Annotated in this window: 24 protein-coding genes; 6 read left to right on the forward strand and 18 right to left on the reverse strand. The window is 59.6% G+C overall.

The genetic code is table 11. From position 1 onward, the window contains the following. The first annotated feature begins 36 nt into the window (after positions 1–36). Positions 37–1,032: a cupin domain-containing protein gene (locus tag ACTRWB_RS27780; protein ID WP_446903725.1), complete on the forward strand. Its 996-nt coding sequence runs from the start codon at positions 37–39 to the stop codon at positions 1,030–1,032. On the opposite strand, the gene ACTRWB_RS27785 is transcribed toward ACTRWB_RS27780, so the two are convergent. The 4 genes from ACTRWB_RS27785 to ACTRWB_RS27800 form a co-directional block, all read right to left on the reverse strand. After that, the gene (locus tag ACTRWB_RS27785; protein WP_446903726.1) at positions 1,010–1,360 is read right to left on the reverse strand and encodes a VOC family protein; all 351 of its coding nucleotides are present in this window, start codon (positions 1,358–1,360) and stop codon (positions 1,010–1,012) included. The genes ACTRWB_RS27780 and ACTRWB_RS27785 overlap by 23 nt on opposite strands. A gap of 65 nt (positions 1,361–1,425) precedes the next feature. After that, positions 1,426–2,349, reverse strand: coding sequence for a DMT family transporter (locus ACTRWB_RS27790; protein ID WP_419688808.1), 924 nt, complete (start codon positions 2,347–2,349; stop codon positions 1,426–1,428). 12 nt (positions 2,350–2,361) lie between these two features. After that, on the reverse strand, positions 2,362–3,348 hold the full coding sequence (locus ACTRWB_RS27795) for a 2OG-Fe(II) oxygenase (protein ID WP_446903727.1): 987 nt from the start codon (positions 3,346–3,348) through the stop codon (positions 2,362–2,364). A gap of 29 nt (positions 3,349–3,377) precedes the next feature. After that, positions 3,378–4,358 carry a hypothetical protein gene (locus tag ACTRWB_RS27800; RefSeq protein ID WP_129515569.1) on the reverse strand — a complete coding sequence of 327 codons (981 nt, stop codon included), beginning with the start codon at positions 4,356–4,358 and terminating at the stop codon, positions 3,378–3,380. A 134-nt stretch (positions 4,359–4,492) separates the two neighbouring features. On the opposite strand from ACTRWB_RS27800, the gene ACTRWB_RS27805 reads away from it, so the two are divergent. Continuing rightward, positions 4,493–5,347 carry a LysR substrate-binding domain-containing protein gene (locus ACTRWB_RS27805; protein WP_048243439.1) on the forward strand — a complete coding sequence of 285 codons (855 nt, stop codon included), beginning with the start codon at positions 4,493–4,495 and terminating at the stop codon, positions 5,345–5,347. 67 nt (positions 5,348–5,414) lie between these two features. Here ACTRWB_RS27805 and ACTRWB_RS27810 read toward each other — a convergent pair whose 3' ends face one another. From ACTRWB_RS27810 to ACTRWB_RS27840, 7 genes are all read right to left on the reverse strand, one after another. After that, positions 5,415–5,861, reverse strand: a complete 447-nt coding sequence (locus tag ACTRWB_RS27810; RefSeq protein ID WP_446903728.1) for a DNA-binding protein — start codon at positions 5,859–5,861, stop codon at positions 5,415–5,417. After that, positions 5,833–6,432: a nucleotidyltransferase domain-containing protein gene (locus ACTRWB_RS27815; protein ID WP_193099945.1), complete on the reverse strand. Its 600-nt coding sequence runs from the start codon at positions 6,430–6,432 to the stop codon at positions 5,833–5,835. Before ACTRWB_RS27815 ends, ACTRWB_RS27810 begins: the two co-directional genes overlap by 29 nt. Positions 6,433–6,653: 221 nt before the next feature. After that, complete coding sequence (locus ACTRWB_RS27820) at positions 6,654–7,355, reverse strand: ABC transporter ATP-binding protein (RefSeq protein ID WP_048243438.1); 702 nt, start codon at positions 7,353–7,355, stop codon at positions 6,654–6,656. Beyond that, positions 7,355–8,128, reverse strand: a complete 774-nt coding sequence (livG, locus tag ACTRWB_RS27825) for a high-affinity branched-chain amino acid ABC transporter ATP-binding protein LivG (protein WP_048243436.1) — start codon at positions 8,126–8,128, stop codon at positions 7,355–7,357. The genes ACTRWB_RS27820 and livG overlap by 1 nt, the downstream gene beginning before the upstream one ends. After that, positions 8,125–9,396, reverse strand: coding sequence for a high-affinity branched-chain amino acid ABC transporter permease LivM (locus ACTRWB_RS27830; RefSeq protein WP_048243434.1), 1,272 nt, complete (start codon positions 9,394–9,396; stop codon positions 8,125–8,127). The genes livG and ACTRWB_RS27830 overlap by 4 nt, the downstream gene beginning before the upstream one ends. Positions 9,397–9,407: 11 nt before the next feature. Continuing rightward, the gene (gene livH / locus ACTRWB_RS27835) at positions 9,408–10,334 is read right to left on the reverse strand and encodes a high-affinity branched-chain amino acid ABC transporter permease LivH (protein ID WP_048243432.1); all 927 of its coding nucleotides are present in this window, start codon (positions 10,332–10,334) and stop codon (positions 9,408–9,410) included. Between the two features lie 173 nt (positions 10,335–10,507). Then, positions 10,508–11,626: a branched-chain amino acid ABC transporter substrate-binding protein gene (locus ACTRWB_RS27840; RefSeq protein ID WP_446903729.1), complete on the reverse strand. Its 1,119-nt coding sequence runs from the start codon at positions 11,624–11,626 to the stop codon at positions 10,508–10,510. Positions 11,627–12,440: 814 nt separating this feature from the next. On the opposite strand from ACTRWB_RS27840, the gene ACTRWB_RS27845 reads away from it, so the two are divergent. Continuing rightward, positions 12,441–13,058: a hypothetical protein gene (locus ACTRWB_RS27845; protein ID WP_446903730.1), complete on the forward strand. Its 618-nt coding sequence runs from the start codon at positions 12,441–12,443 to the stop codon at positions 13,056–13,058. An 80-nt stretch (positions 13,059–13,138) separates the two neighbouring features. On the opposite strand, the gene ACTRWB_RS27850 is transcribed toward ACTRWB_RS27845, so the two are convergent. The 3 genes from ACTRWB_RS27850 to ACTRWB_RS27860 form a co-directional block, all read right to left on the reverse strand. After that, positions 13,139–13,360: a hypothetical protein gene (locus tag ACTRWB_RS27850; RefSeq protein ID WP_193099943.1), complete on the reverse strand. Its 222-nt coding sequence runs from the start codon at positions 13,358–13,360 to the stop codon at positions 13,139–13,141. 426 nt (positions 13,361–13,786) lie between these two features. Next, on the reverse strand, positions 13,787–15,523 hold the full coding sequence (locus tag ACTRWB_RS27855; protein ID WP_446903731.1) for a P-loop NTPase fold protein: 1,737 nt from the start codon (positions 15,521–15,523) through the stop codon (positions 13,787–13,789). Between the two features lie 433 nt (positions 15,524–15,956). Beyond that, complete coding sequence (locus ACTRWB_RS27860; RefSeq protein WP_446903732.1) at positions 15,957–17,138, reverse strand: hypothetical protein; 1,182 nt, start codon at positions 17,136–17,138, stop codon at positions 15,957–15,959. Between the two features lie 596 nt (positions 17,139–17,734). On the opposite strand from ACTRWB_RS27860, the gene ACTRWB_RS27865 reads away from it, so the two are divergent. Further along, positions 17,735–18,586, forward strand: a complete 852-nt coding sequence (locus ACTRWB_RS27865) for a DUF6602 domain-containing protein (protein WP_446903733.1) — start codon at positions 17,735–17,737, stop codon at positions 18,584–18,586. Between the two features lie 203 nt (positions 18,587–18,789). Here the strand turns inward: ACTRWB_RS27865 and ACTRWB_RS27870 are convergent, their stop codons facing one another. Beyond that, positions 18,790–19,929, reverse strand: coding sequence for a hypothetical protein (locus tag ACTRWB_RS27870; protein ID WP_446903734.1), 1,140 nt, complete (start codon positions 19,927–19,929; stop codon positions 18,790–18,792). A 558-nt stretch (positions 19,930–20,487) separates the two neighbouring features. Between ACTRWB_RS27870 and ACTRWB_RS27875 the strand changes: the two genes are divergently transcribed. Both ACTRWB_RS27875 and ACTRWB_RS27880 read left to right on the forward strand, forming a co-directional pair. After that, positions 20,488–21,705: a PfkB family carbohydrate kinase gene (locus tag ACTRWB_RS27875; RefSeq protein WP_446903735.1), complete on the forward strand. Its 1,218-nt coding sequence runs from the start codon at positions 20,488–20,490 to the stop codon at positions 21,703–21,705. Next, positions 21,702–22,298 (forward strand): 7-cyano-7-deazaguanine synthase, encoded by a 597-nt coding sequence (locus ACTRWB_RS27880; RefSeq protein WP_446903736.1) that lies wholly within the window; start codon positions 21,702–21,704, stop codon positions 22,296–22,298. The genes ACTRWB_RS27875 and ACTRWB_RS27880 overlap by 4 nt, the downstream gene beginning before the upstream one ends. An 809-nt stretch (positions 22,299–23,107) precedes the next feature. Here the strand turns inward: ACTRWB_RS27880 and ACTRWB_RS27885 are convergent. The 3 genes from ACTRWB_RS27885 to ACTRWB_RS27895 all read right to left on the reverse strand — a co-directional run bounded on the left by ACTRWB_RS27885 (position 23,108) and on the right by ACTRWB_RS27895 (position 25,680). Beyond that, positions 23,108–23,617 carry an OmpA family protein gene (locus ACTRWB_RS27885; protein WP_412023910.1) on the reverse strand — a complete coding sequence of 170 codons (510 nt, stop codon included), beginning with the start codon at positions 23,615–23,617 and terminating at the stop codon, positions 23,108–23,110. 90 nt (positions 23,618–23,707) lie between these two features. Further along, positions 23,708–24,976, reverse strand: coding sequence for a diguanylate cyclase domain-containing protein (locus tag ACTRWB_RS27890; protein ID WP_412023909.1), 1,269 nt, complete (start codon positions 24,974–24,976; stop codon positions 23,708–23,710). Then, positions 24,973–25,680, reverse strand: coding sequence for a YfiR family protein (locus ACTRWB_RS27895; protein WP_446903737.1), 708 nt, complete (start codon positions 25,678–25,680; stop codon positions 24,973–24,975). The genes ACTRWB_RS27890 and ACTRWB_RS27895 overlap by 4 nt, the downstream gene beginning before the upstream one ends. Positions 25,681–25,891 lie beyond the last annotated feature (211 nt).

Raw genomic sequence — 25,891 nt, forward strand, 5'->3', positions numbered from 1 at the left:
CTCCTGGGATGTGTGGGGCATGTGTCCGTACGATAGATGGCCGGATCCGTATTCGCTACAATTGAAAATCCGCTTTTCTTTTGCGAGAGTCCGGCGATGACCGACCCGCTGACCGAAGTCGTGACGCTGCTGCAACCGGGCGCGCGGCACTCCAAGTCCGTTCAATGCGCGAGCCCCTGGTCCGTCAGCCGCGCGGTCGCCGGCGAGCCGTTCTATTGCGCGATCCTCGACGGCGGGTGCCGGATCGCGATCGACGGGCACGCGCCGATCGAGCTGCTGCCCGGCGATTTCATTCTGATCCCGGCGGCCTACGGCATCGCGATGTCGAGCCTCGCGCCGCTGCCGCCGGGGGTCAAAACGGGCCCGCCGCTCATGCTCGACAGCGGCGAGCACCGGGTCGGCGATCCGGGCAACCCGGTCGACACGCGCATGATGGTCGGCCACTGCAGCTTCGGCTCGCCCGACGCGGCGCTGCTGGTGTCGCTACTCCCCCAATTCGTGCACGTGCGCGGCGAACCACGATTGACCACGCTCGTGCAACTGGTGCGCGACGAATCGCGTGCGCAGCGGCCCGCGCGCGAGATCGTGCTGTCGCGCCTGCTGGAAGTGCTGCTGATTGAGGCGTTGCGGTTCACGGCCGGCACGAATGCATCGCCCGGCCTCGTGCGCGGGCTCGCCGACAGCCGCCTCGCGGCCGCGATCCGCCGCATGCACGAACGCCCCGCGCATCCGTGGACGATCGTCGAGCTGGCGAAGGAAGCGGCGCTGTCGCGCTCGACGTTCTTCGAACGCTTCAGCCGCGCGGTCGGCGTCGCGCCGATGGAATACCTGCTCACGTGGCGCATGGCGCTCGCGAAGGACCTGCTCCGCCGCAACGAAGGCCGCATCGCCGAGATTGCGGGGCGCGTCGGCTACAGTTCCGCGAGCACCTTCAGCGTCGCGTTCACGCGGCATGTCGGGCGGCCGCCGGCGCGGTACGCGCGTGATGAACAGGTGGTGGTGAACGAGATCAGCGATGCATCAGCACGTTGACGAGCTTGCCGAACGGATCTCGCACGTAGAACCGCCGCACGCCCCAAGGCTCGTCGATCGGGCCGTATTCGACCGGAATGCCCGCCGCCTGAACGCGCACGAGCGCTTCGTCGAGGTCGTCGACCTCGATCGACAGGTCGGGCGTCGGCGTGCCCGACCCGCCTTGCGATGCAAAGCTGATCTGCACGTCCATCTGCTCGGCATTGCCGTAGGTCGCGATCCAGCCGTGGTCCATCAGCAGGTCGAGGCCGAAGATCTGCTGATAGAAGCGCTTTGCGTCGTCGACCGACTGTGTGTCGATATTGGCGACGATCCGTTTGACTTTCATCGGGTTCCTCCGCGAACCGGGTCGTATCGCGAAGCTACACCGGAACCGCCCGCGCAACCAGCGGCTCAGCGCCCGGCCGCCTCCATCTCCGCGCGCCGGGCTCGCGTGGCCCGCTCGCCTGGCTTGCTGGCCAGCCACACGCCGATCGCGACGACAACGATGCCGAGGTAAGTCGACAGCTGGATGCTGTCGCCGAACATCCACGCGGCCCAGGTCAGCGTCACGGGCGGTTCGAGATAAACGAGGGTCGCCACGCGCGTCGCGGGCATGCGCTTGAGCAGTGCCCACAACGTCAGGTACGCCATGAAGGTCGAGAACACCGTCAACCACACGACGGACACCCAGACATTCGGCTGGGTCGGCACATGCAGGTCGCCCGTGACGATCCCGCACACCGCGAACAGGACGAGGCTGACGCCCCCCTGCACGAACAGCGGCAGAAACAGCCCGTCCTCGTTGCTGCGCGCGGCCGTCAGCGCGCGCCGCCGCTGATAGATCGTCGCGACCGACAGCCCCAGCGCGGAAACCAGCGGCAGGATGTACATGACGATGCTGACCGACCCGGTCGGCAACGCGTATTGCCCGCCGATCACGATGCCCACGCCGACGAATCCGGCGACGAGCCCGACCCACTGCCGCGCCCCGCTGCGCTCGCTGCCCTCCAGCGTCGTCATCGCTGCCGTGATGAGCGGTTGCAATGCGGCGATGACCGCCGCGATGCCCGGCGGCAGGCCATGCTGAATGGCCACGTAGACGCAGCTCAGATACAGGAACTGCGACAGGAAGCCGATCACCGCGTGATAGCGGATTTTTTCCAGCGTCAGGCGCCCGAGCTGCCGGTTGAGGACGATCGCCAGGCACAGCGTCACGAGCAGGAAACGCCAGAACAGCAGGTTGAATGCGCCCGCCGTCTCCGCGCCGAGCTTCGCGCCGATGAAGCCCGAACTCCACGACAACACGAAAACAAGCTGGATCAGGAATAGCTGCATGGGCGAAGGCGCTCAGGATGTTGCCATGGACAAGCGGGTGTCTTTCAGGTCCTCGGCCCGGATCGGTGCGAGCCCGAGGCGGTGGTACTGCATCTCCGCGTTGTCCCTGAGGCTGCGCCGCAGGGCCAGCCAGTTGACGATGGTGCGCGGAATGCCGTCGTCCGACGCGAGATGCCAGAAGCCGTTATCGTCCTCGCGCGTGTACGGGCAATGGAACGACAGCACCAGCGACATGCGACGCCCCGCCGTTACCGGCTCGACGCCATGGAACAGCTTGCTGCCGTAGATGAGCAGCGCATCGCCCGCCCTGTCCAGGCTCGCCGTCTTCACATGCGTGCGCGCCGGGTCATGCCGGTCGAATGTCTCGGCGGTCGATTCGTAGAACAGAAAATTGCCGCCGGCGTAGTCGGATCGATCCGACAGCACGATATTCAGCACGAAGCTGGTGCCGTCCGTGTGCCACATGCCCAACTGTTCCTTGCCGTCGTGCTGCGCCGTCGGATAGTAATAGTTGAACTGCGACCGCGCATTGACCATCGGATACGGGATCAGCGGCGCGCCGGCGAGACGCGACAGCCTCAACAGGAACGCGCGGTCGTGCATCATGTCGTCGATGAACCGCGAGCGGTTCGTCACCGCGCGTACCCGCTTCGAGATGATCCAGTTGCTGCTCGACGCGCTGCCTTCCAGCGCCCGGCCGATCTCGCGCAACGCGGCGATCGCCTCGTCGGTGAACAGCCCGCGCAGGCTGCACACCGCATTGAGCGCACTCGTGCGCGTGCCGCGCATCGGCTCGTCGCCGTAGCCGAGATCGTCGAGGTTGCGGCGATATCGCAACTCGTAGCCGTCGCGCAGGCAATCGCTCGTCCAGCGCATCGGTTCCGTCGACGCGTCCAGCGTGCCGTCGACATTCGCGCCGCCGGCGAGCGACGTCTGCAACGCAAGCCTCACCCGGTCGAACCCGCGCGCAAACACCGGCAATGCATTCCCCTTGTTCATCGCGTGCCTCGCTTTCGCCGTTGCGGCGTTCAGCCCTTGAACTGGGCGATCTGGTACACGACGCTGCCATCCCCGCTGCGCAGCTCGTCGATCACGCGGCAATTGCCGTGACTGGCACGCACGTGGCGAAATTGCTCCGGCGTGTATTTCAGGCAGATGTTGGTGATCAGATGCCCGTCGGCGCCGGCCTTCGACACCGGCTGCAACGTGACCGCGACATGGAACTGGTCGCCCAGCAGGTTGAGCCGGACGATCGAAACATGATGCTCGCCGAGCGGCTCGAAGCCCTGCTGCCGGCTGACGATCTCGGAGAACCGCACCATGTTCTCGTTCCGGTAGAAGTTGTAGATCGGCTCTTCGCGGCCATCGACGAGCAGTTGCATCTCCGACACGACGTAGGTCGACTTGCCGCCGAGATTGCGAATCAGCCGGCCGATCGTCACGGGCAATTCATTGCCCTCCTGGAAACCGAGCATCGTGATCAAGGTCACGTCCTGGCCCAGGTCGATGTGATCCCACTGCACGTTCCGATAATCGTCGGCGATGTAGTTGAAGCAGCCGGGCGTCTTCAGGAACGGCATGATCGCGTGCCGCATCGCGTCTTCCGACGACTCGTTGATGTCGACGGCCGTGTAGCGCAAATGGTCCGGCCCGCCGCCGCTGACGGCCTTCATCAGTTCGGTCGTCTTGACCGGCTCCGGCCCGAGTTCGATGTAGTGCACATCACGGCCGCGCGACAACGTCGCAAGACGTTCGCTCAACGCGCCGATCGCTTCCCTCAACGATCCCTTGCCGTCGCGGTCCGCGCACAGCGCCGGACTCCGCACGCCCAGTTCGTTCAGGTTCCGCATCAGCGAAAAGACCTCGCGCCCCGCCTCCCTGCGCTGCGCGCCATCGTCATGCCGCGTCAGCGTCGAATACTTTTCGTGATTCTCGACCGTCCATACCGACTCCGCCTTCAGCTTCCTGTCCCGCACCAGCGCATCTACGACAAAATCATTGATAGACATGAAATCGTTCCCCGGATACGTGTCACGCTTGATCGACCTGCCTGCATTCGTCTGCCTGTTGACCCGAGGATAGGGACGCTTAATAATTCCGTCAATCGACATTACGTGAATCACTAATTCGGAAAATCAGAATCATGCCGCGCACCCTGGACGTCGATCTGCTGCGTACCTTCCACGCCGTCGCGAAGCTTGGCCGCTTCAAGGACGCGGCCGTCTATGTGAACCGCAGTCCGTCGTCGGTTACGGCCCAGATTCAGAAGCTGGAAGAGATGGTTGCGCAGCGCTTATTTACGCGAAACAACCAGTCGGTCGAACTCACGCAGTACGGCCACAAGCTGCTCGGCGACACCACGGAATTCCTGTTGAGCCACGACCGGCTCGTCGAATCGCTGTCGCCGCAGATGCTGACCGGCAAGCTGCGGCTCGGCATCCCCGATTCGTACGCGGCGCACTTCATGGCCGAGTTCCTGCCGCGCTTTGCCGCCGACCGGCCGCTGCTCGAACTGACGGTCGAAGCGCGCTCCAGCGAGGAACTGCAGCTGCTGTTCGCGCGCGGCCAGCTGGACATCACGATCGCCGTGGTGCCGAAGGCGCTGCCGCATGGCGAGTTGCTCAGCAAGACCCATCCGGTCTGGGTGGCCGCGCGGACGTTCAAGTTCAACCCCGACGCGCCGCTGCCGATCGCGGTGCAATTGCAGGGATGCCCGTACCGGGACACTGCGCTGAACGCGCTGAAGAAGGAGCGGATCGCGCACCGGATGCTGCTCGAGAGTGCGAGTTCGCCGGCGGTCGAAGCCTGTATCGCCAACGGCCTCGCGGTCGGCCTGATCGAGCACGATCGCGTGTCCGGCAACCTGACGAGCCACGTCGCGGGGATCGTGCTGCCCGATCTGCCGCCGCACCTGATCTATATCCTGACCGACGACGGCAATCGCGCCGCGCTGCATCTGCGCGACGTGTTGAAAAGCACGTTCAGGATCGGACAATGAAAACAGGGCCTCGAAAGGCCCTGTGTGAGTCGGTCTTGCGTTGGCGCTTCAACACGGCAGCGGCTATTTATTGCGCGTCCAGCAACTCGGGTTTGTTCGTCGTCACCCACATCTTCACGTCGGTCATGAGCGCCGTCGCACTGGCAATACATTCATTGACCGCGGACGCTTGAACCACGTCTCCGGAGTAATCGGACAGATTGCGCTGCTTGCGCAGCGCGTCGAGCACGATCATGCGAGCGACCGGCAGACCGATCGTCTGCGGGAGTGTCTGGATCGCTGTCTGGTGATGTCCCGGCCGGCTCGTCATCGTGCGAAAGCCGTTTGCATGCAACGCCAGCATCGCGAGTTGCATGATCGCCTTATAGGCCGCGTCGAAGCGGTTTTCGTTGCTCAATCCCGCAAGTTGCGCATCCGCCAGATTTCGCTGCGCGGCGGCGAACAGCCGCATCGCCTGTTCCCGGTCCGGCTGGACCGCATCGAGGCTAACGCCGAGTAAGTTCTGCAAGGTCATCGTCGCTACCGATCAAGAAGATCTTGGGTTTTCCAAGCACGTCCCGCAAGAATGCGTCGTGCCCGTCGACACCGGCTCGAAACTCGTCGGGTGACAGGACCTGAGGATTGATATCCCGCCCCAATGTCGCTTGAGCATCGTAAAGCATCCCTACCACCGCAGCGAACCCGACCGAACCGATCACCATCACGTCGACATCGCTGTCCGCCGTCTCCTGGCCGCGCGCGACCGAGCCGAACACGAACGCCACGGCGATTTGCTCTGCGCAAGGCAGCAGTGCTTCAGCCAGCACGTCACCCATGCCCGAGGTCTTTCGCATGATCGAAGCCAGCTCCTCATAGATCGGACAGCTTCGATTGGCGCGATAAACCACCTGATTGCCCTGTCGATCCCGGCTCAAGATGCCAGCTTCGGCCAGTTTGCTCAGTTCCTTGTGCAGCGTACCGGGGGTTGTGCCCGTCAAACGGGCAATTTCGCGAACGTGCAACGCCTGATCAGGCCGCAACAGGAGCAGGCCCAGCACACGACGCCGGTAGTCGCTAAATAGGGTCGGGGCGATGGATCGTAGCATGATTGGCTACGATTGTAGCCGAATTGACTACGATATGTTGTTGCGCCGAATGCGCTTGTCGGTCCGGATCGGCAAGTTGAATGTAGCCGATTCGGCTACGATCGAAGCTGAATCGGCTACACAATCTCTGCAAACCTGTGTTCCAAAGCGTCATAAGACGAAGACCACGCCAATCAGATCAGCACCGCCGCCGGCCCGTTGCAGGCCGGCGGCGTCAACCATCAACCGCCGAGATAAGCCTGCTTGATCCGATCGTTCGCGAGCAGATTCGCGCCCGTATCGGCCAGCACCACGCGCCCCGTTTCGAGCACATACCCGCGATCGGCCACACCCAGCGCCTTGTTCGCGTTCTGCTCGACCAGGAACACCGTCACGCCTTCCTCGCGGATCGTCCGGATGATGTCGAAGATCTGCGCGATCACGAGCGGCGCGAGGCCGAGCGTCGGTTCATCGAGCAGCAACAAACGCGGCTTGCTCATCAGCGCGCGGCCGATCGCGAGCATCTGCTGCTCGCCGCCCGACATCGTGCCGGCCCGCTGCGTCGCACGTTCCTTCAAACGCGGAAACAGCTTGAACACGTGCTCGGTACCTTCGTCGATCTCATGACGGCTCGCGAAGAACCCGCCCATCTTCAGGTTCTCGAGCACCGTCAGGCTCGGAAACACGCGCCGCCCTTCCGGCGAAATCGCCATCCCCTGCCGCATGATCTGGTGCGTCGACATCGCGGTGATGTCCTTGCCCTCGAACAGCACGCGGCCCGACGATGCGCGCGGCGTGCCGCATACGGTCATCATCAGCGTCGTCTTGCCGGCGCCGTTGCTGCCGATCAGCGTGACGATCTCGCCCTTGTTCACCTCGATCGACACGCCCGCGAGCGCTTCGACCGCGCCGTAGTGCGTATGGACCTGTTCCAGCTTCAGCATCACTCTTCCCCCAGATACGCCTTGATCACGCGCGGGTCGTTGCGGACCGCTTCCGGCGTGCCGATCACGATCGGCCGGCCGTGCTCCATCACGAGGATGCGGTCCGACACGCCCATCACGAGGCTCATGTCGTGTTCGATCAGCAGCACCGACACGCCGAACTCGCGGCGCAGCTTGTCGATCAGGTGCTGCAGCTCGATCTTCTCCTGCGGGTTGAGACCGGCCGCCGGCTCGTCGAGCATCAGCAAACGCGGCTCGGTGATCATGCAGCGCGCGATCTCCAGACGCCGCTGATGCCCGTACGACAGCGTGCCGGCCGGCCGGTTGGCGACCGACTTCAGCCCCATCCGTTCGAGCCACACGGCCGCGCGTTCGAGCGCGTCCTTCTCGGCGCGGCGATACGCGGGCGTCGAGAACAGGCCGGGCAGCAGCCCCGCCTTCACCTTGCGATGCTGTGCGACGAGCAGGTTCTCGACGACCGTCAGCGACTTGAACAGGCGGATGTTCTGGAACGTGCGCACCAGGCCCTTCAGCGCGATCTTGTGGCTCGGCAGCCCGGCGATCTGGTGGCCGTCGAGTTCGACCGCGCCGGAGGTCGGCTTGTAGAAGCCGCCGACGCAGTTGAACACCGTGGTCTTGCCCGCGCCGTTCGGCCCGATGATCGCGAACACCTCGTCGCGGCGCACGTCGAAATCGATGCCGTCCACCGCGAGCAACCCGCCGAAGCGCATCTGCAGCCCGGCGACCTTCAACAGTTCTGCATTCGCGCTCATTGCGGCAGCTCCACGTGGGGACGGCTCGCGGGCAGCAGGCCCTGCGGACGCCACATCATCATCAACACCATCACGAGACCGAAAATCAGCATCCGGTACTCGGCGAAACCGCGCGCGACTTCCGGCAGCACGGTCAGCAGGATCGCCGCGAGAATCACGCCGAGCTGCGAGCCCATCCCGCCGAGCACGACGATCGCGAGGATCAGCGCCGACTCGATGAAGGTGAACGATTCAGGATTCACGAGGCCCTGACGCGCCGCGAAGAACGCGCCGCCGATACCGGCGAACGACGCGCCGAGCGTGAACGCCGACAGCTTGATGCGCGTCGGGTTCAGACCCAGCGAACGGCACGCGATCTCGTCGTCGCGCAGCGCTTCCCACGCACGGCCCATCGGCATGCGGATCAGGCGGCTCGTCACGAACAGCGTGAAGCCGACCAGCACCAGCGCGATCAGGTACAGGAAGATCACCATGTGCTCGCCGCTGTATTCCAGCCCGATCAGTTCATGGAAGGTCTTCGCGCCTTCGACGCTCGCCGAGCGCGCCATCTCGAAGCCGAACACCGTCGGCTTCGCGATGCCCGAGATGCCGTCCGGGCCGCCCGTGAGGCTCGTCAGGTTGTTCGCCATCAGCCGGATGATTTCGCCGAAGCCGAGCGTGACGATCGCGAGATAGTCGCCGCGCAGCCGCAGCACCGGGAAGCCGAGCAGGAAGCCGAACGTCGCCGCAGCGATCGCGGCCAGCGGCAGGCATTCCCAGAACGACAGCCCGAAATACTGGTTGAGCATCGCGTACGTATAGCCACCGACCGCGTAGAACCCGACATAACCGAGATCCAGCAGCCCCGCGAAACCGACCACGATGTTCAGCCCGAGGCCGAGGATCACGTAGATCAGCGCGAGCGTCGCGACGTCCACCGCGCCGCGCGAACCGAAGAACGGCCACACGAGCCCGACCGCGAGCAGCACCCACACGACCACGCGTTGTTGCTGCGCGCCCATCGCGGGCACCGCCGGCAGCTTCACCGCCGATTTCGCGCGCATGAGCCACGGCTTGAACAGCTGGAACAGGAACACGGCCGCGACCGCGATCCACACCGGCCGCCAGTGCGGCGTCAGCACGACCTGATAACCGTCGAGCTGCAGCTGCAGGCCGAGCACGGGGATCGTGAGGATCGCCGTCAGGAACGCGGCGGCCACGGCATTTTTCAGCGCCTGGCCGAACGATGCGTCGGCGGCCGGGCGGCGAACGGAAATGACAGTACTCATCTGCGTCTCCCTCAAACCTTTTCGATGTCCGACTTGCCGAGCAGGCCGGTCGGGCGGAAGAGCAGGATCAGCACGAGCAGGCCGAACGCGACGACGTCCTTGTACTCGGCCGGCATGTAGCCTGCGGCAAAGGTTTCCGCGAGGCCGAGCAGCACGCCGCCGAGCATCGCGCCCGGGATGCTGCCGATCCCGCCGAGCACCGCGGCGGTAAACGCCTTGATGCCCGCGACGAAGCCGATGTACGGATTCAGCTTGCCGATCGTCAGCCCGATCAGCACGCCGCCGACGGCGGCCAGCATCGCGCCGAGCACGAACGTGAACGAGATCACGCGGTTCGTGTCGATGCCGAGCAGGTTCGCCATCTTCATGTCCTCGGCGCATGCGCGGCACGCACGGCCCATCCGCGAATGCCCGATGAACAGCGTGAGCGCGATCATCAGCACCACCGTCACGCAGACGATCATCAAGCGCGAATACGGGATGGTCACGTCGAAGTCGCCGCCGAGATGGATGTCGAACGCGCCGGAGATCAGCACCGGCACGGACACGTCGCGCGCGCCCTGGCCGATCTGCACGTAGTTCTGCAGGAAGATCGACATGCCGATCGCGGAGATCAGCGGCACGAGGCGCGGGCCGCCGCGCAGCGGCCGATACGCGACGCGCTCGACCGCGAAGCCGTACAGGCCCGTGACGATCACCGACACGATCAGTGCGGCGCCGAGCACGAGCGGCAGCGGATAACCGGCTGAGACGCCGATCGCGGTCAGGGTCACGAGGCCCACGTACGCGCCGATCATGTAGATCTCGCCGTGGGCGAAGTTGATCATGCCGATGATGCCGTAGACCATCGAATAGCCGATGGCGATCAGCGCATAGATCGCACCCAGCGTCAGGCCGTTGACCAGCTGCTGGGCGAATTGAGGAAAGAAGTCAGTCATGTGCGGGAAGCTCCCGTTGGCACTGCGCCGCAGGCCGCAACCGGATCACGGCGCGACCGCGCGCAACGCACGGTGTTCGTCTCGGACCGCCCGTCAGCCGCGGAACGGCCAAATGCGCACGCGCCCTGCCCGGGTCACGGGCAGAGCGGGTGCGCGGGGCGGGTACTCCGTTTTTAGTTGGCGGCGGTCTTCGTCGCGTCCTTGTGCCACGTGTAGACGACGAACTTGAACGCCTTCAGGTCGCCCTGCGCGTCATACGACACCTTGCCGATCGGCGTGTCGAACGTCGTCTTGTGCATGTACGCGGCGACCTTCGTCGGGTCGGTCGTCTTTGCGCCAGCGATCGCGTCGGCGATGATCTTCACCGCGGCGTACGACGGCATCTGGAACGGGCCGTTCGCATCGCGCTTCTTGTCCGCGAACGCCTTCACCAGTGCTGCGTTGGCCGGATCAGCCGTGAAGTCGGCCGGCAGCGTGACCAGCATGCCTTCCGAAGCCGGGCCGGCGATTGCCGTCACGTCCTTGTTGCCCACGCCTTCAGGCCCCATGAACGTTGCCTTCACGCCCTGCTCGCGCGCCTGGCGCATCAGCAGGCCCATTTCCGGGTGGTAGCCACCGAAGTAGACGAAATCGACGCCTTGCGACTTCAGCTTCGTGATGATCGCCGAGTAATCCGAATCGCCGGCGTTGATGCCTTCGAACAGCACGACCGGGATCTTCGCCGCTTCGAGGTCCTTCTTCACCGACGACGCGATGCCCTGACCGTACGACTGCTTGTCGTGCAGCACCGCGACCTTCTTCGGCTTCACGTTGTTGATGATGTACTTCGCGGCGGCCGGGCCTTGCTGGTCGTCACGGCCGATCGTGCGGAAGATGAAGTGACGCTTCTTGCCTTCGGTCAGCTGCGGCGCGGTGGCCGACGGCGTGACCATCACGATGCCTTCGTTCTCGTAGATGTCGGATGCGGGGATCGTCGAGCCCGAGCACACGTGACCGATCACGTACTTGATCTTCTGGCTGACGATCTTGTTCGCGACGGCGACGGCCTGCTTCGGTTCGCATGCGTCGTCCATCATCACGACTTCGAACTTGTTGCCGCCCGCACCGCCTGCTGCGTTGATCTGTTCGATCGCGGTCAGCGCGCCGGCCTTCACCATGTCGCCATATTGGGCGACCGAGCCGCTCATCGGACCAGCGATGGCGATCTTCACGGTTTCCGCTTGCGCGGTGGCGGCGCCGGCGGCGAACAGCACGGCGGCGACGGAAATGGACGTAAGACGGGACAGCGTCATCTGGGAGCTCCTCGATGTTGTTTAGTCATACGGGCAAAGGCGGCATGACTTGCGCAATCGAACAGCACCCGGGGCGAGGACATGGGACACGCCCGAGACACATAGAAGACGGAACTCCAGCGGAATGTTGCGTAGCGGGGCCCGGCTCTTGCAGTCCCCGAAGGGGACGTCTGGTTCGGAAAGACATCATCGTGATGCGTCTTGCATTGCGCAAGCGTTTCGCCTGCCCCGCTTGCCAAACCGCTTGATCGGAGGGATGGTCCGACAGCCGTTGGCAAGGCAGTCGAAATTATATGGGCGTTTTTAAATCGTCTGTCAAAAATGCCGGTCGACCGAGGGAAAACACGTAGGGATGAAGTGGGGGTCGGTAGCAATGACGGCGCAACCTTTCGGTGTCGACAACGGCTGGCGGGAGTGCAATCTGGTTGCTATTGGAGGGGGCGGTCGGGCGCTGTGCCTTGGTGGGTATGACGTCTGCTGACAAGCGGTTGTGTTCGGCGTGCTTCGGGTCGGCAAAGGGCCGCATCGTCGCTGTTCAATCAACTGATGATTGATTTGGCGGGCACCATTGAGGTGCGTCGGATGGGGGCGCTCAAACATACCGTTTGCCGACGATTTCCTTGGTTCCGAAAGCTCACAGTTATTTATGTGAAATAATATGGGTTCGCCTCTGCAATCCAGCCAGCCTCCCCGCGAATCGCGTCCGCCGCGCTTCGTCGTCGCTTCAGGGCCGTTTCGACGGCCTTCCGTTGCCCAGCCGCCAGCCAGTGATCTGCCGTTTTTTTCCATGCACATCACCTGATTTGGATCTGCGATGAATCATTCCTTCTGCCTTTCTTCCACCGCCGCGATTGCGTGTGCGCTTTCTGTTTCCGCCGCCGATGCGTCGGGGCGCGATACGCTGACCGATCGGTCGGCTGGTGCCAATGTGTTTCGCGCGGAGCGCCGTGCTGTTGCACGCGACGATGGGCACGCGGCACGTGCGAATCGTCGCGTGCAGTACGTCGCGCCCGCCAAGCGCGGCCCGTTCGATACGCCCGATACGCGACCGCTGCGTGTTTCGGGCGATGTGCTTGAGCCGCAGCCTTCGCGTGCGCATGAATCTGATTGGGACTTGCCGGCAAACCGTGTCGCGCTCGGCGCAGGCGGCAGCGATAGCCTCGGGCGCGCATTGCCCGGAACCGAACAGCGCGCGCAGAACTGGAATGAATATCTGCGGGCTAATGGTTCAAAGCCGGCTGGTAGTGGCGGCTCGTATGCGCCGACGCGGCCGTACGATGCCGCGCGCGGTCCGCATGGTGCGCCGAATCCGTTCGATCCTTCGGTGCCGCAACCGGAGACGCGCACGTTTTACGACAATGGCGCAGGCACGCATTGCACAGCGACAGGTGGCGCAGGAACGTCGCGGTCGTCTTGCAATATCGCCTGGTGATGCGTGGCGGCGGGCGGTAGCAACTGCCCGGCGCGCTGCGCGCCTTCGCGCAGCGCGGCCGCATCCTGCGGCGTTGCCTGTTACAGCTGCTTGATGACCAGCCTTCCCGGCTCAATCGTGATCTGCACCTTTCGGCCCGGGATAAAACGCGCATCGTTGACGAGCCACATTCCGCCGATCTTCATATACGGATAAAACGTATCCGGCCTGATGTGCATGCGTTTCGGTACACCCCAGGATTCCTGGATCGTCACGAAGCGTTCCGTGATCGGGGGACGTGCTTTATCATTCGCCTTAGCCATGGGCAACTCCTTGAAAGTTGGCTGTGGTTAGCGGGTCGTGAGTGTTCCTAGCACTTGCGGCCCGCGCTCGTTTACTGCGGCGTTTTGATGGTTTGGATTCCTCCGTTGTTGGTGGTTCGGTGGAAACGGGACTGCAACATGTGGACCAGGACGTCTGGCGTATCAATCCGCGCGCGCGATTATCACTGGCTGAACATTGCCCATTAGACAGTGTTTGTTGCTTGGGCGCACGTTATCCATTGGTTATATGGCAATCAAGGAGATCCAAGTTCACGAACACTGCGCGCGCTGATGGGCGGCGAAAGCGAATCAGCGCGAACGTCGATCTGTCGCAGTGAGCGATTGATCTGAACTTGACGATTCGAAACAGTTCAATTGAATCGGACGAACTGTCTGAGTCCGTCTCGATACGTATACGACTGCTGCTCAATCGTTGTTGTCGTGATGGGACACCGGAGCTTCTGTAGGCATTTGCAGTGCCAACTCTGATGCTATGGTCGTTCCCTCGAAGAAGTGCTTGATCAGCCCTGCCAATCGAGGGGAGGCTGCGTCGTTTGAAATTGCTCTGCATGCCTCGACGAAGCGTTCAGTTGCCGTCCCAAAGTGCGGATCGTAGACTTGCCGTTGAAGCCTCATTTCTACCATCCGACGCATGAAACGCCGCAGCTTGTTGATATCCATCTCGCGGATAGCCGTCTCGAAATCGGCCGCGGTCGCCCGTTTCATGACTACCTCTTGCATTGTTCCCCACCCGCTATTTTCGATGACGTGCATGCATGCATCTAAGACAGTAGTCCGAGCTTGGGCGTCGGCATTGATCGCGGAAAACGCAGCCTTGATTGCGGGATGCAGCGGCTGTTTGAACGGATTCTCTTCGTTCACTTCCTCGGGCTTCTGAGCCATGAATGCAGCAATCCATCCGTCGACGATTGCGCTCCCGATAGCAGAGCCGCCAGGAAGCTTTGTCAGCGCCGAATCTAGCGCCGTGGCCGTGAACGGATCCAGCATCCCAGCGATCTTCGGAAGCTCGGCGGCTTCAGCAACCAACCGTGCCTCACTAACGCGATGATCCCAGAAGACCTTGGCCAGGAACTGCTTGGCCGTTTCCCGGGCTTCCAAATTCTGCTTCTCGGCGACGTAACCGTCTACTATCCTAGCGATCTTGCCGGCGTCGAACAGCCCAGACTCCAAGAATTCGACCAACACTACTTCGAATTCGTCGCAGCTGCTAATGCCTAGATCTCGCATTAGCAGTCGCCAACGGTCCTCACGCTTACCCTCTTCGCTAGGCTCCTTGTTTCCTTCCCTTGCGTAGCCCGACCAGTCTGAGGATCCAAAATTCAAAGCGAACTGAAAATCCGGACCGTCCACCAAGCCACAGTAATGTATAGCCGAGAACAACACTATTGATGGAATAACTCGAGCGATGATTGCATCGTCCAGCTCGCGTTTTTCCAGGATGCGATTGGCAGCCTTGATGATCTTTCCGAGGATCCGAATATTGGTCAACTCACATGACATTGACGCCCGCTTGATCGCATCTGCATATGGCGATGGCGTCAACCTGATCGCTATGGCAAATGCTTCATCCGGCGTCGTGATTAGCTTGAGCTCTTGATCGATGACTTTCTCTCGCAATGTCTTCCACAACTCTTGATTGACAAGCTGATCGTCATTGAGAACTAAGATGAAGCGGCAGCCATACTGATTCGCATACTCGTCTATGAATCCAAGCACCTCGTCAATACCCAATTTTTCATGCTTTCGCTCGATGTCATCGAGGACAATGACGGAGTTTCGAAGTATCACCGGGGCCATCAACAGTAAATTCAGGTCGTTGAGTGCGGCTAATGCCTTGTAGTGCTCAGAGCCAACCCTTACTCCGATCCGAAAAATCTGCTTCAAAGAGTCGACAACACCGCTATGCGACTCAACAACAGGGATAGCTGACTCGATGAGTTTTCTCTTTACTTGGTCGATGCTGGATTGACCAAATAACGACACATAGAGCGCCTTCTTGACTTTATCGTCGACCGATTCGCTCTTGACTTCATTCCAGAGATGAGTCTTGCCAGTGCCCCACTTTCCCGACAACGCGATAACACTGTTGTCGGCTTCACCGAGCAACCGCACTAGGTGTTCCTTTGTCGTCTTGAGTGACATGCCCGCCCCCTTGAATTTCGTCTTTCCTTCTGATCAGAAGAGGCATTCTCCTAGTTCTGCGGCCGAATGAACAGGACGTCGATAGCGATCAGTCAAACCATCGGTCTCATTGTTAACAAGTCTGTCGGCCTGGACGACTACCGTTGGACGGTAAGCGTGCATTCGGCAGTGCATGCTTGAACTTCCGCTTATGACCTAACGCGATTGGCAGTAGCCGACTCGAAGCGGCCTTACCGACTGCTGGCGGATCAAATGCCATTTCCAAAGTGCCGCGATCGTTCGACCTCTCGCGGCAGTCAATTCTCGCGTTGATGAAACGGTGAGATGAATACATCACGGATGTAAGCACCGGTCGAACAGGCAGAAAGATTGTCGCCACCGTGCGAGTTCTGGCTGCCGTAGCCAACAGGCACAAGTAGACCGTTCGTATGGCCTAGGTCGGGATCTTGCCGCTCGTCAGCGACTTGTACAGTCGCGTGAGCGCCTCGCGCTGGGAGACCGTAACTGGTGCTTGGGAGTCGGATCGGATGTCCGTTAGTAAACCGAGCAGCATCTTGTGGATATACTTTTCGACAACCACGGTCCTCTCCTCAGCCTTTTGGGTAACCATGTCGTAGCGGATCTTTTGTTGGCGGAAGTACTCGACATCGGCACGACTCAGGGAACCCCCAAGCGCTTCGACGAAAAGCCACGCCTCTGGTGGCGCCGATTTAATCGAAGCCCCGGTCACGTACACGCGCAAGCCTATTCGGATGCGCAGATAGGTTCTACCGTGACCCAGTGAATATTGCGCGTGAGAGTCGACGAATCCGCCCTCTCGCAACGCATTGTTCAGATACCGATCATCGCTGGTATACGCGTCGTTCTTCCCTGGGGTCTTCAGGCGCTGGTGAATCTTGAAGTCGACACTTGGGGTGATGACGTTGTGGCGGGACCAGGCGCTTCGGAAATGTGGATGAAATGCACTTGCGATTAGTTGCAGGTTGCGCAGCAACTTTGTGAACTCCGCTGGCCCGTCAATGTTTTTAGCAAGCATCCCAGCACCGTGGCGGCCGAAAGTAAGGCTTTTGAAGTATTTCAGCAGCTTGTGCGGGTCCACCTTCTGCATGACGATTCCTTCCTCCTTGAGGTAGTCGACCAGCATCGCGACTAGATCAGAGCCTGATACATGGGCGGTCAGATGGCGGGCGAGGTCACTCCATCTCCGCACAATGAGCTTGTCAGAGTCGTGCATCTCCCTCGACAGCAGAAGCACCTTGCGGCCGGGTGCTCTCTGCTGCCAATGTGCATAGTCGTCGAGTTGAGCGGGTTTCGTCCGGGTTGCAAGGAGTGGCTTGTCGAAGTACTTGATCTCAATGAGCACGCGAGGAATCTCCTCCGCGCCGACTAGCACGGCGAGATCAGCGGACCGGATGCTTTTCTTCCCGTCAAAGCGATATTCCGTAGCGAAAGCCACGCCCGTCAGTTCCTTCGACGGGACACCGCACGCCACGCAGATGAACGAAGTGAGAGCCTTTGGGTGGCGCTTGCCAATTTCCCGCAAGATCAGGCTGAGGTGTCGCCCATAGTAGCCGGCCCCGAACCAGTTCTGGATGGCTGAGAGGTAGTTTCCCAAGCGTGTGGTCCGTTAATGTTTGATTCGTGGTGGCCCTAGTGCCCGATAATAACTGCTCGCAAGCCAATGCGCGAGGCTGGGCACCGATGACATGCTTTCGCCGGAATCGATTCCCTAGGCAAATCGCGACTAGTGGGCGGCAAATCGCGACTAGTGGGCGGCAACTCGCCGAACAGACGGGACGCATCGATGAGTTTCCGCGATGCGCGTTCGGTATTGGTCCGCCACGCATTGCGAACGACCGATTCTTGAACCGAGCGGCGATGCTGATGTAGCGCTCACAACCGATGGCAGAAATGGGCAGCGTAAAAGCAGACGGCAGGTCGGGCGTGCGGACAACCGATGTCAGGGTCGAGTGGATCGCACAAACGTCCATGTCTCGCCCGAGATGAACGTCGGTTTATGGCCGACTCCCGCCGAATGCGGTAGGCCAAAGCCGAATCGTTGCGGTCAGTCGATCAGCGACGATCTCTCAACAACAGCGGTACCAGGTCAGCTCACCAGAGTTGAGAGCTTAGTTAAACTAGAGTGAACGAACTTAAGATTAACCTCCAACCAAGTCAACACGCCCCAAACTTCCGACCAAGGCGAAGCAAATGGCTAGCAAAATATTCGACACACTATTCCGAGAACGAGTTGACGTTTTTCGAGCCGCGTTCTCCGCAACGTCGACCGAAATCTTCTACGACCCATCAAAGGAGAAATTATTCCACACGGGCGAATACGGAATATATCGAGAATCGATTGTCCGTGATTTCCTAAAGTTTATTATCCCGCAGAGCCTCGATCTCTCAACCGGCTTCATTCTATCAACAATGGACGATGTGAGCACGCAATGCGATATAATCTGCTTTGACTCGAGGATGACCCCTTTATACCAGGAAGGCGACCGACAGCGCTTTTTTCCTCTTGAGTCCGTGTATTGTGTTGGCGAAGTTAAATCAACGCTTTCACGCACCGCTTTCTCTCAAGCATTAAATAAACTTGCAGCAACTAAGAGGCTAGGAGAACGCATCAGCACGCCAGGAGTCGCAAGACCTGATCAACCGCACTTCAACCCAACCGATGATGCTCGACAACTATTTTCGAGCTTTCTAATCTGTCAGAAATTGAATTTTGACACAAGAGATTTGGAGAATGAAATAAATCAACTTTACGATTCAGACATACCACATCACCATAAACACAATTTAATAATCAGCATTGAAGATGGTTTACTGACCTATATCGACCAAGACGGAATCACAGTTCCCTACCCGCGATTTGGAGCGAAAAATTTGAAAAGCCTCTTCGCCTTTCCAAAAAATGATCCCTATTATCATTTTAAAGTTTTTGGTTCACTCTTATTTCTCCTGACGTCCAACAAAACACCATGGTATCCGGAATTTTCCAGATATGTCCAAATATCCACTGATGCAGCTGCCGGGCGCGTTCAAAAAATAATTTAATGCCTTTTTCTGAAGTCTTGGGCCAAAGGTCTTTGAAATAGCTCACATTGAAACCGGGAGTGGTCGCCTTCCTCTGTCAGACCAAAGCAGCCGTCCAATTGGTCGGCGTTCGCTCCGGACGACTGCCGGCTTACGGCCACGGATTAAGATTTATCATTTTAAAAATCCCACCCTTCACGCTCATGCCCCACACCATCCAAATACTAAACTGAGCCATTTTCATTGAGAACGCCCGCAGGAACGCTCCTCATAGCAAGCAAATCCGACAGCATATACAACAACGGCTGGACCACTGGACAAAAAAAGCCTTCCGCATTCTTCAGCAAATCCTCGTGGTCCGCCTCAATCATCAACACAGCACATATTTCGCTTCCCTGCCAATCGACAGTTTGCGGAACCCATTCGTTTTTTGGAACTGCCAAAGAAATGAAGCTTTTTACCGACCGAGCCGGCCCATTAACATAAAAATTCTTCATTGCCTCAGCCTGACTTCTATCATCCAAAATATTTTTCAGATTTTTTACCAATCTATCCTTTGAATTACATTCAAAGATACGCTTCGAAATAAACGCTCTCGGAGCCCCCGGCAGCACATTTTTATCCTCCGCAGGAGTTGTTTTCTCATACACCGGCAACGCGTACTCTTCAACCAAATCGAAGGCTGATTTTATTTTAGAGTTTTCGTTGTATATAATCTGCAAAGACGGAAACGTTTCCAATACTCCAAATTGAGCCTGTGGCGCAAGATTTTTGACATTCACCGCACGCTTCAATTTTTCCTCAGGCCACGATTGCCGCGAGAAGCACATCAAATAAACACGATAGCTCGAACTAACATTACCGTCATAAGCACTAGCAACGCTCGCGAAAGCTCGCAAAATGGCTTGAATATGAAAATCTGCCTGCGTGGGGATGAGCATTCCGCCGAGAGCATTCGCCGAAGCCCGTGCTTGCGCGACTGCGGCGCGGCCAACGATATATTCCGCCTCCAATTTTTTTAGGAACGCATCGGGAGGCATGCTTTCGAGTCCATGAAGTTTTTCGCTCAGAAACTCCTTATGTCCGTTATCAACCTCACTATCTGAGAATTTACTCCACGCAAACAAAAGTGCCGCTAGAGCCACGAGAAACCAGAAAACTATCGCCTCACCAGTCCAATGCAGGTGCGCAAGCGCGATGACATTGCCATCATTGGGATCTGCAGGCAGCGCTAAGGAAGAGCGAATGGAGTTTGTAAAAAATGAGGCAAGCGCTCCAGCGAGCACAGAAAATACAGCAGCAACACCGTTGACGTACGGAGATGACCCCATTACGACAAGGCGCTTCTTGAATTCAGAAAACATGTTCCCCTCATTCTTCTTGATCTGGAGCCTTTGCCCGACGTTGTTGTCAATGTACCCGTAAAAAAATCGAGAACCCGTGCACGCTTTTCTAAGTCAACGCTTAACTGTTGCGATTTTACAAATTTCGATCGACAAAAGACAGTATCCGTGCGCTATTATTACACGAGCACAACAAAGTGAGCCTTTTGCTTGGCAATCGAGATAAGAACATACAGGAGCACAAATGTCGGGGAGCGGTGGAACTGTTTACGATGCATCACCTACGCGCAGCCCATGTGAGCGGCTGACATTCCGGACAGTTCTGAACTCTCCGGTTCCCACCGTCGTCGCTGAAATTGAGCGCGACTGGCGCGCAGGATCCTTGCAACTTGACGTTGTACTGGAAACTCGCCGCAGCGGATTGCAGGTCGTTGTGGCACTACACAACGGCCGTCGAGCCGGTGCTATTACCTCTGATGCATTGCTCCGACTCATCGAGTGCATGGCACAAGGTAACGAATACGTCGCTGAAGTCCGGGATGTCTCGGGCGCTCGTGTCGAGATTCAGGTCGTGCGCAAATGACGACATTGCAAATTGCTGGCGGTATCTATCGGGAAATATGCCTATTTCCCGAACGACGTGAGGTCTTGGGTTCCGGCGGAAGAGCCGCCGCCGCGCTTTCCGAAATCAACAAGAGCATAGAACTACATGCGTTTATCGCACAGTCTGCGTTACAAGAGGTGCAGCTCAGCCTGTTGGGTGCGTATGATTTCGACCTCGTCCCTCACCACGCCAAAGAATTGTTTGCATTTCGCTGGATGCATGGCCTTGCTAGTCCTCAGCAGGAACCCGCCCTCAACAGAGATGACGAAGAGCTAACCATGGACCTAGCCGGTGAGGTCATCCTCAGATACGGCATGGTAGAGGGCTCGGCAAAAGTAGACGCGGAATGGGCAGTTTACGACCCGCAAGCTCCGTTGCGCGCCCGTTTTTTTTCTCACAATGGCTCACTGGCAAAGAAACTGGCATATGTGGTTAATTCGTCCGAAGCTCGCCTGCTGACTGGTAGTAACGATCCGTTTGAGCAGCTAACTGGAATTCACTCTGTAGAAAATGCCGCAGTCGTCGTTCTCAAGCAAGGTCCACACGGAGCAATAGTCTCCGATGGCAGTCGGACGGCCAGGGTGCCGTGCTTCAAGACTGATCGAGTTTGGCCAATTGGGTCTGGCGATGTCTTCTCAGCAGTATTTTGTCAGGCTTGGGCGATCGAAAAATGCGATGCGGTTGCTTCCGCTTATCGAGCCTCGCTAGCCACCGCAAGTTATTGCAACTCGGGCTTTTTGCCGTTACCCAAAGATTTTGATACTCATTTAAATCCTATACCATGCTTACCAAACACTGTGACAGGAGAACGACGTCAAATTTATTTGGCAGGGCCATTCTTCACGGTATCTCAGAGATGGTTGATTGACAGCCTTCGAGAGACATTTCTCAAGTTGGGCGTCGACGTATTTTCACCAATTCACGATGCAGGAGAAGGCCGTGCAGAGATAGTTGCACGTGAGGACCTACAAGGCATCGACAGGTGTGACGTGCTTTTCGCCGTCTGTGATGGCCTAGATGCCGGTACACTTTTTGAGGTCGGCTACGCGGTGTCTCGGCGTAAACCGGTCGTGGCGTTCTCACAGGTTGAAAAGCGCGACGACCTAACTATGCTCGAAGGTACTGGTTGCGAGATCGAACAGGACCTCGACTCAGCTATCTACAAAGCGGTATGGGCAGCACTCGAACGATGAAATCTGCATTGCTTCTCTCCGGCGGGCAGGACTCTGTGGCTCTTGCCTATTGGCTACGGCCAGCGCTCGCCATTTCCATTGATTACGGGCAACTGCCAGCCGAAGCTGAACTGCGTGCCGCTTCGCAGATTTGCGAAGCTCTAGACATACAACATCTGCGTATTTCCGTCGATTGCTCAAGCATCGGTTCTGGCGACCTAAGCGGTACCACCCCCAATCCATTGGCTCCCTCTTCTGAGTGGTGGCCATATCGGAACCAACTGTTGATAACGCTCGCGGCCTCGTCGGCGCTCGCGCATAGCGCAACGGAACTGCTGCTAGGTGCCGTTTCAACGGATGCGAGTCATACAGACGGTAGACAAGAATTTTTCGATGCGATGGACACGCTCTTAAGTATTCAGGAGGGTGGCATTCGAGTACGAGCGCCAGCAATTCATCTCACATCGGCGGAATTGGTACGACAGTCAGGTATTCCGTTGGATCTACTTTTTTGGGCACACTCCTGTCACCGCTCAAACTTCGCATGCGGTCAGTGTCGTGGATGCATCAAGCACAAGAACGTTATGTATGAACTTGGACACGAGCCTTTTTGATTCTCCAAAGCCGAGACAGAGTACGCGCCTCCCCGCGCCGCTCTCGGCAAATGTACTCGGGCTGAAAAAGCTGCCGGAGTCGGCAAACACATCTTCCGAAAGCTTCCTCTCCGTTTTAGCGAGGCGCCGCACACGGTACACGGCGGAGAATCTGAGCATAGAACAGGTCGGCAGCATAACTGGGCTTGCATGTCGTACTATCAGCCCAATCGGAGAAATCAGCGGCGACTTGGAGCACCGAGCAACACCTTCGGCAGGTGCATTACATACGATTGAAATACTCATTCAGGGTATACGAGATGCGCCAGGGTTGTGGTGGTATCGTCCACGCCAACATGCATTGGCTCAGCTCGATGTAAGTGATAGCTGTTCCCTAAACCTCACCGGGGCCGCTGCTTCATGTTTGCCGGTGAATCCGGCAACCGAATTTTGGTTAGTCGGTGATATCGAGAAATTGCAAGCAAAATATGACCGGCCAGAAACACTCCTTCTCCGGGACGCCGGTTGCCTTCTATGTACGATAGTCCTTGCTGCAACAGCCCTTGAGCTGCTTCCAGTACCGCTAGGTGTGACTGGAAATCCATGGCTATCAACGTCCATTGCTTGGAATCGACGGGTTGTAGGTGTAGGCGGTATTCACATATCTAGCTCGCCGACCGTTTAAGATGCCATCTGCGCAAAGCGGTCACCAATTTGAAAGCGAACTTCACGAATTGCATATCGAGTCATTCCACGCTCCGCACGACACACGGAACCCATTTTTACCGCTCAGATAAGTTTCGCCCATTCATCCCCGTGAAATAAGTCCCTCACCTCGGCGAAACCACAATCGCCGCCCTCCGATTCTGCGCCCTCCCCACCGGCGTCTTGTTATCCCCCACCGGATCGCTCTTCCCCTTCCCGACAATCACGATCCGCTTCGCATCCAACCCCACATCAACCAGCTCAATCTCCACCACCTCAGCCCGCCTCCTGGACAACTCGAAGTCGTAGTCATCCGCCCCTTCTTGATCCGAGTACCCATAAACCCGCACCCCATTAATCCCCACCGACTTGAGCGTCCGCCCGATCCTTTCGACAATCCGCCGCACATCCGGCTTGAGGTTGTACCGATCGAAGTCGAACAAAATCGGCCCGGTCGACCCGAATTCGAACCCCTCTCCGGTCTCCTGGAAACCGGCCGACTTGAGCGCCGTGACCTGCGTCTGCGTCAGCCCACGGTGAAGCGGCGGCGTCTTGCAGCCGCCCAGCAGCATGCACAGCAGCAGCGCGCCGCCGATGCACATCCGCCCAATGAACACTGGATACGAGTTTTTCATCTTCGACCCCTTCGAATGCGCCCGCATCGCGCGCGCATTTATTCATTAAACCTCTACTGCGGCCTCGTCCGCAGGGAAAAACGCTCAACCTCAAGCTGACCCGACAACGCCTTCAGCCAACTGCCACGACCCCGGCCGCGCACGCTTGGCGCGGTACATCGCGGCATCCGCCGCGCGCAGCAAGCCGCTCGCGTCCGACGCGTGATCGGGATACAGCGCAATACCGGCACTCATCATGGTGGCCACCATGCGGCCGTCGGACAGCTCGATCGACGGCACCATGCCTGACAAAATCTCGTCGGCGACACGGCAGACGCTGCCCGCTTCGCGCACCGCCGCCAACATCACTGCGAATTCGTCGCCGCCCAGCCGGGCGACGAGATCGGCCTCGCGCACCTGCGTGCGCAGCCGCGCCGCGATGCCGATCAGCACCGCGTCACCGGCGTCGTGGCCGAGACAATCATTGATCTCCTTGAAGCGGTCGCAATCCAGATACAGGATGCCGACCCGCTGCCCCGTCACCCCGGCGTCGCGAAGAGCAAGCGCGAGGCGCGACTCGAACTGCACGCGGTTGGGCAGGCCCGTGAGCGCATCGTGCGTCGCCTTGTGTTCCAGCGACGCGTTTTCGTCGCGCAGCGTGTTCTGCCATTCTTCGAATTCGTCGAGCAACGCATTGAAGTCGTCGCCGAGCTCGTTCAGTTCGGCAATCGTGGCAGGCTCGACGCGTTGCGCAAATGCACGCTCGCGTCGCACGGCGTGAGCAACGCCGGCCAGCGCGCGCAGCGGCGAAACGATGTTGCGCAGCAGACGCTTCGAGCTGACATACGCCCCGAGCACGCTGACGGCCAGGCAGCCGAGAATGCCGCTGACGCCGCCGAGCAGGAAGCCGAAGAACTGATGTCCGCGGCCGCGCACGACGACCTGGCCGACGATGATGCCGTCGTGCATCACCGGGACGGCCACGGGCCCGGGCAGCGCAAGGTCGGCAACGCCTCGCTCGAGCCGCGCGAGCTCGCCGCTGGCAGGCAACTGCCACGTTGCGAACGGCTGGCCCTTGCTGTCCGTGACCTCCACCTGCGCCACGTCCTCATCGCTGGCGATCAAGCCGATCGCCTCGTTCGCCGCGACGCGGTCGCCGAACACGAGCGCCGCCTCGACCGTATAACCGAGCGAGCGGGCCAACAGGTTCAGGTTGTTGCCGGCATACGCCCGCAATGCGATCACGGCGACCACGATCAACGACACGGCGGCCATCGCGACGGCGACGAACGCGAGGCGCAGGTGCGCACGGCGCAACACGCTTTGCAGCGTCGGGCGCGGCACGCGCGAAAGGGAAACGGGAGGGGCGTGCCGTGTCATGGTGCCCCCGGCCGTCGCGCGAGATTGAGCACGTTCGGGTGCACGCGCACGCCGCTGCGTGCGACGGCATCGAGATTGATGTCGAACGACACGCGTTCGCCGTCGACGTTGAGACAGAACATGCTGCCGGTGGTGCAGGACGGATCGTGTTCCGAGATCGTCAGGACCGGATGGCCGGCCACCGCGGTTCTCACCCGCGCTCTCTCGTCGTCGCCCAGGGTGCCGAGATAGACGACGTCGCAGGCCATGCCGAGCGACGGATCGTCGAAGCGGACGCGCTGCACGTCGAGCAGCGTCGAGCCGGCCTGCAGCGTGTCGGTCAGGCCGCGTGCGTAGTCGGGTCGGCCGGTTACGCACAGATGCAGGCGGACGGGCGTCGTGGGCCAGCGCGTGAAACTGATGATGCCCAGCACGACCTGACGCACGGCGGAGTCGTGTGACGAAACGGCGGGATCGGTGGGGTTTGCGGGGTTCGCGGCGGCGACGATGCGCACGGTGTCAGGCGAGTCGTTCACATCGACAGGCGTTCCGGCGAGCACGCCGGGTGCCGCACCCAGCGCGCAAACGATTGCGATCAGTGCGTGGCGCAGCGACGCGGCTCGGCCGAGCCGGCTGGACGTCGTCCGCGCGGCGATTGCCGCCGCGTCCGTTGGCGTCGTTGCAGTCGCAAGACTGGCAGCCGCCGCGCACACTCTCGCATCCATGATGGAAACATCCGCTGGCGTTGCCCCCCGGCGTTACCCTCTCCCTTCAACCATGCGCGCGCAGGCACCGTATCACGCACATGATTGCTTCATCTTAGGTAGAAAATCGCATCATCAGCCAGTGGGATACACCCGCGAGAAAGGGTGGAAAGTATGGGGAATTGGTGCAGTGGGAGGCGATGCTTGCAAACGCAGAGCAGCCGTCGATCCG

It is taken from the genome of Burkholderia sp. YIM B11467 (genome assembly GCF_052952715.1).

Bases quoted from the DNA above. Each gene is read 5' to 3' on its own strand.
- ACTRWB_RS27810 (WP_446903728.1), bottom strand. From the start codon at position 5,861: ATGACCTTGCAGAACTTACTCGGCGTTAGCCTCGATGCGGTCCAGCCG.
- ACTRWB_RS27880 (WP_446903736.1), top strand. From the start codon at position 21,702: ATGAAATCTGCATTGCTTCTCTCCGGCGGGCAGGACTCTGTGGCTCTT.
- ACTRWB_RS27830 (WP_048243434.1), bottom strand. From the start codon at position 9,396: ATGAGTACTGTCATTTCCGTTCGCCGCCCGGCCGCCGACGCATCGTTC.
- ACTRWB_RS27895 (WP_446903737.1), bottom strand. From the start codon at position 25,680: ATGGATGCGAGAGTGTGCGCGGCGGCTGCCAGTCTTGCGACTGCAACG.
- ACTRWB_RS27795 (WP_446903727.1), bottom strand. From the start codon at position 3,348: ATGAACAAGGGGAATGCATTGCCGGTGTTTGCGCGCGGGTTCGACCGG.
- ACTRWB_RS27885 (WP_412023910.1), bottom strand. From the start codon at position 23,617: ATGAAAAACTCGTATCCAGTGTTCATTGGGCGGATGTGCATCGGCGGC.
- ACTRWB_RS27890 (WP_412023909.1), bottom strand. From the start codon at position 24,976: ATGACACGGCACGCCCCTCCCGTTTCCCTTTCGCGCGTGCCGCGCCCG.
- ACTRWB_RS27855 (WP_446903731.1), bottom strand. From the start codon at position 15,523: ATGTCACTCAAGACGACAAAGGAACACCTAGTGCGGTTGCTCGGTGAA.
- ACTRWB_RS27865 (WP_446903733.1), top strand. From the start codon at position 17,735: ATGGCTAGCAAAATATTCGACACACTATTCCGAGAACGAGTTGACGTT.
- livG (WP_048243436.1), bottom strand. From the start codon at position 8,128: ATGAGCGCGAATGCAGAACTGTTGAAGGTCGCCGGGCTGCAGATGCGC.
- ACTRWB_RS27850 (WP_193099943.1), bottom strand. From the start codon at position 13,360: ATGGCTAAGGCGAATGATAAAGCACGTCCCCCGATCACGGAACGCTTC.
- ACTRWB_RS27790 (WP_419688808.1), bottom strand. From the start codon at position 2,349: ATGCAGCTATTCCTGATCCAGCTTGTTTTCGTGTTGTCGTGGAGTTCG.
- ACTRWB_RS27805 (WP_048243439.1), top strand. From the start codon at position 4,493: ATGCCGCGCACCCTGGACGTCGATCTGCTGCGTACCTTCCACGCCGTC.
- ACTRWB_RS27800 (WP_129515569.1), bottom strand. From the start codon at position 4,358: ATGTCTATCAATGATTTTGTCGTAGATGCGCTGGTGCGGGACAGGAAG.
- ACTRWB_RS27870 (WP_446903734.1), bottom strand. From the start codon at position 19,929: ATGTTTTCTGAATTCAAGAAGCGCCTTGTCGTAATGGGGTCATCTCCG.
- ACTRWB_RS27820 (WP_048243438.1), bottom strand. From the start codon at position 7,355: ATGCTGAAGCTGGAACAGGTCCATACGCACTACGGCGCGGTCGAAGCG.
- ACTRWB_RS27785 (WP_446903726.1), bottom strand. From the start codon at position 1,360: ATGAAAGTCAAACGGATCGTCGCCAATATCGACACACAGTCGGTCGAC.
- ACTRWB_RS27840 (WP_446903729.1), bottom strand. From the start codon at position 11,626: ATGACGCTGTCCCGTCTTACGTCCATTTCCGTCGCCGCCGTGCTGTTC.
- ACTRWB_RS27780 (WP_446903725.1), top strand. From the start codon at position 37: ATGGCCGGATCCGTATTCGCTACAATTGAAAATCCGCTTTTCTTTTGC.
- livH (WP_048243432.1), bottom strand. From the start codon at position 10,334: ATGACTGACTTCTTTCCTCAATTCGCCCAGCAGCTGGTCAACGGCCTG.
- ACTRWB_RS27815 (WP_193099945.1), bottom strand. From the start codon at position 6,432: ATGCTACGATCCATCGCCCCGACCCTATTTAGCGACTACCGGCGTCGT.
- ACTRWB_RS27875 (WP_446903735.1), top strand. From the start codon at position 20,488: ATGACGACATTGCAAATTGCTGGCGGTATCTATCGGGAAATATGCCTA.
- ACTRWB_RS27845 (WP_446903730.1), top strand. From the start codon at position 12,441: ATGAATCATTCCTTCTGCCTTTCTTCCACCGCCGCGATTGCGTGTGCG.